This window comes from Microcoleus sp. CAWBG58, assembly GCF_020883045.1.
GTDB lineage: Bacteria > Cyanobacteriota > Cyanobacteriia > Cyanobacteriales > Microcoleaceae > Microcoleus.
Genome location: NZ_JAHRFA010000167.1, coordinates 1 through 4,487 on the forward strand (window position 1 = coordinate 1; position 4,487 = coordinate 4,487).

At 45.6% G+C, this 4,487-nt stretch carries 2 protein-coding genes; both read left to right on the forward strand.

Features of this window, described 5'->3' with window-relative positions:
• Window positions 1-627 precede the first annotated feature (627 nt).
• Window positions 628-3,438, forward strand: a complete 2,811-nt coding sequence (locus QZ918_RS32960) for a chloride channel protein (protein WP_293343278.1) — start codon at window positions 628-630, stop codon at window positions 3,436-3,438.
• Between the two features lie 433 nt (window positions 3,439-3,871).
• On the forward strand, window positions 3,872-4,333 hold the full coding sequence (locus QZ918_RS32965; RefSeq protein WP_293343281.1) for a glycosyltransferase: 462 nt from the start codon (window positions 3,872-3,874) through the stop codon (window positions 4,331-4,333).
• Window positions 4,334-4,487: the final 154 nt, after the last annotated feature.

Genomic DNA, 4,487 nt, shown 5'->3' on the forward strand with positions numbered 1-4,487 from the left:
GAGCGTAAGAGCATTTTATCCTGTTTCTAGCAAGACAAGAGTGCAAATAAGTCAAAAGTTGGGATTCAATTGATTTTCAGTAAAACCTCTAATTATATCATAAAACTATTTTGCAAGAGGTCTAATGATTATTTACCAGAACTGCTATAGTATAGGAATCAAAATTATGGCATCGAAAAGATAGTAAATTAGCAATTAAAATTCGCTGTATTTCCCAGATATAACGCAATACGGTTGACTTAAGACAGATCCCCCCTAACCCCCCGAACCAAGCAGGGTGGATTAATTGTCAGGATAGGAGATATAAAACTACCAAAAGTATCGCTCAAAGGTCGGCTCGCGCGATCGGCCAAGGTACGTAGTTGCGATGAAAGCGCTCTTTATAGGATTAAGAAAGAGCGCAAAGATCGCAACTACGTACCTAATTTGTCTGACGACAATAAAACCGCCCTGCCTAACCCCCCGAACCAAGGGGGGGACAAGAAGCTCTTAAAGTCCCCGCAACGATGCGGGGGATGCGAGGGGGGATCTCCGGGCATAAATAGTGTTAAGTAAACCGTATTGAGATATAACGAATATTTGCTAAAGTCTAATCGAGCATACAATTCGCAGGTTATCTACCTATTTATGCCGTACATTCATATCCCTAAGCAACTTAGGGAACCTTCCAGGGTGATCGAATCTCAGCTTTTTTTACGCCCCAAACGCCTCGCTATTTTTGAAGCTTGCCTGATCGGTTTAATTTCAGGATTGGCTGGCGTCTTGCTCAAATTAGGAGTCGGATGGCTCGGCAGTTGGCGAGTTGCTACCTCAACGCTAATTCCAGCTTTAATTTTGCTTCCGGCTGTCGGTTTATTAGGCGGGTTTCTAACAGGTTTTTTAGTTGAACGTTTCGCTCCAGAAACTGCTGGTAGTGGCATTCCTCACGTCAAAGCTGCCCTCGCTGGTGTCAATCTTTCTTTGAATTTACGAGTAGCTGTCGTTAAACTTCTGACCACTATTTTAGCAGTTGGTTCCGGTTTAACCCTGGGAAGACAAGGCCCAACCGTCCAAATTGGAGCGTCTTTGGCAGGCTGGATAGGTAACTTGATGCCGACTTCCCCAGACTACCGCCGCCAATTGATTGCTTGCGGTGCAGCGGCGGGATTGGCTGCTGGTTTCAACGCTCCGATTGCAGGGGTTTTGTTTGTAGTTGAAGAACTTTTGCACGATGTTTCTGGCTTGACTTTAGGTACGGCAATTATTGCTTCTTTCATCGGTGCGGTTGTTTCGCAGCTTTTGGGTGGCGATAGTTTAAATCTCAATTTGCGAGAGTATCAAATTAGTTTTTTACCTCAAGAAATTCCGTTCTATATACTGTTAGGAGTTTTAGCGGGATTGCTGGGAGCTTTGTTCAGCAAAGGGATTATTGCTGGTTTGCACTTCAATCGCAAAACCCTGAAATTAGCTTTGCCTTGGCGAATTGCTGCTGCTGGCTTAATCTGCGGTACAGTCATCGCTGCTTTGCCGGAAAATTTTCGCAACAATACGGGATTGCGCGAGTTTTTGCTAACAGGAGAAGCTAGCGCAATCACCAGTTTAATTGCTTTTATCGCTCACTTTTGTTTGACTATTCTTTCCGCTGCTTCTGGAGCTCCGGGAGGATTGTTTGCACCTTCTTTAGTTCTCGGTTCGGCACTAGGCCATATCGTGGGCATTTTACAGGCCGATTCCCTCGGTGTTGGTTTGCCGGTAACTTACGCTTTGGCGGGAATGGGAGCGTTTTTTTGTGCGGTTTCTAGGGCGCCGATTACGGCGGTAGTTATTGTGTTTGAAATTACGGCAGATTTCAAATTAGTGCTGCCTTTGATGATTTGTTCTGTAGTTGCTTATTTAGTGGCAGAAAAGGTGGACAGCGGCTCTTTGTACGATCGCCTTTTGGAGTTTAGCGGCATTCATCTCACCAAAGATAAACCTGCGGTTGATGGTTTGAGCGACTTGTACGCAGCCAACGTGATGCAGCGCCGAGTTGAAACTCTTTCGAGTCAACTGACTTTCGATGAAGTGATCCAAGCGTTTTCGCGATCGCACCACCGTGGCTTTCCGGTAGTTGAAAATGGTAAACTGGTCGGCATTATCAGTCAAACCGATTTAGCAAAAGCCAGCGAGCAGAATTTGTCCGGCAAGACACTGCTCAAAGAATTTATGACTGCACAGCCGATCGCAGTCAAAGCCAAGGATACCCTAAGCGAGGTACTGTACCGACTCAATCACTACAATATCAGCCGCTTGCCCGTCATAGAAGGACGGCATCTAGTTGGAATTATTACCCGCAGCGACATAATCCGAGTAGAATCCGATCGCCTCAGCGGAGAAACAACCCAAGGCCCGCATCCAGAACCATCCTATGTAGTGTATCAAACCAGAGCGCCACAAGTCGGAAACGGCCGCTTATTAGTGCCGCTGTCCAACCCGCAAACAGCACCCGCCTTGCTGCGACTGGCTGCCGCCATTGCGCGCGATCGCAATTACGAATTAGAATGCCTGCAAATCATCACAGTACCGCGCAACAGTTCCCCCTCAGAAAGCGCAGTGCGAACCACAAAAAGCCGCCGCCTGCTGCAACAAGCCGAGCGCATTATCCGCAATTGGAACTTGCCAGTACACACTCAAATCCGGGTAGCTCACGACGTGCCTCACGCGATTTTAGAGACAATTAGGGAGCGTCACATTGACTTAATTTTGATGGGATGGCAAGGCGAATTATCCACAACAGGACGCATTTTTGGCGATGTAGTCGATACCGTAATTCGGCAAGCAGGCTGCGAAGTAGTTTTAGTTAAATGGAGCGAAAAACTATTAGCAACACGCCAGAAAAATGAGTTTTTAACAGCTAGTAGCGCGCGGGAATATGCGTCTACAGAATGGCAGTTAAATGCCGCAGGAATTGATGACGCAGAAAATTCTCAATTTGTGACATCAAATTCATCAGCGACACCAGAGACTGAATTTTCCTCGCCCAATTCCGACATTCGGGCGCCAGAATTGGGATTGCACACACTGATGGGTTTGCACCGCTGGTTAGTACCAATTCGCGGCAGTTACAAGCAAGCTGCGGCATTGCGGCTGTTACCTGCTTTCGTGGCTGCGAGTGCCTTATCGGAGATTAAATTGTGTCAGGTGCACCAGCCTTCTGTTGCCGAACCCTCCCGCGCCGAATTAAAGCAAGCTGCGAAGTTTATTCAGGGGCGGGTTAGTTGTGAAGTAATAGTGACTGCGGTTTGCGCTAAGTCGGTGTCGGATGCTTTAATTGATTTGGCTCAAAACGATCAATGTGATGCGATCGTCCTGGGAGCGAGTCGCGAAGGGCTGCTGAAACAGGTAATTCAGGGGAACATCCCGGAAGCTGTGGCGCGCGGATGCGACTGTACAGTCATATTAGTGCGATCGGCATCCTAGCACATACCATTGGCGATTCGAGTCGTAGGGTGCGTCGAAGAAAGAACATCCCTAAATTATATCAACAATCCCATGGCGGCGCACCTTTCACGTGGAGGCTTCTACAAATATTTTCATTTTAATTAATAAACCCCAGAGTCGTAGGGTGCGTCGAAGAAAGAACATCCCTAAATTATATCAACAATCTCATGGCGACGCACTTTTACGTGGAGGCTTCTACAAATACTTTTATGAATATTTTAATTAATCAACCCTCAATAAACCCCAAGGTGCGCCAGGGCAAAAATCCTGAATTTGTATTGAAAACCTTCTCACCTCAATAAACCCAAGGTGCGTCAGGGCAAAAATCCTGAGTTTGTATTGAAAACCTACTCGCATGACGCACCCTACAATCAATAACAAATAACAAATAACCAATAACCAATAACTAATTATGGTTCACTTTAACGTCGGCTTTCAAAATTTTAATTACTTCGCCGACATTACCCTATCGCTGGCGAAAACCTTAGACAAAATGGGGATTCCTATTTCAGTCGAACCCTCAGAAATCGCATCTCACCTCACACGCTATTCCACAGCCGAAGAAAACCACCTCCTAGCCAAGTGGATGAACACCACACCATCAGATTTATTTCAGCTAAAATGGTCTCATTATTGGAAACCTTTCTTTTTAAAAGAACTCAGCGGACACCTCAACTTAGAATTTTTTGCCATCAATTACGAATTCGCCAGAAATGATGATGAATATGATTACTGGATTTACGATGCTGTCAACAATTCATCCCACATCATAGCCGTCAGCGAATATTCTAAAAACGTTTTAATCCAAGCTGGATTTCCGGCAAAAAAAGTCTCCGTCATACCTCTAGGGCGTCGGTTCAGTAGAATATCTTGACAAAACCAACTAAAAATGATATGTGGCTTAAAAAGCCTGTTAAATTCTCACAATCATGAAGAAGGAAGAAACTTTATGCCCCCTCACTTATGGCATCCTCCAATCGAACTCTCAGAAACAGAAGCGTTGATTATCAAACGCATTAAACGAGCCA

Excerpts from the sequence above, each read along its gene's own strand:
- QZ918_RS32960 (WP_293343278.1), top strand. The coding sequence starts at position 628 with ATGCCGTACATTCATATCCCTAAGCAACTTAGGGAACCTTCCAGGGTG.
- QZ918_RS32965 (WP_293343281.1), top strand. The coding sequence starts at position 3,872 with ATGGTTCACTTTAACGTCGGCTTTCAAAATTTTAATTACTTCGCCGAC.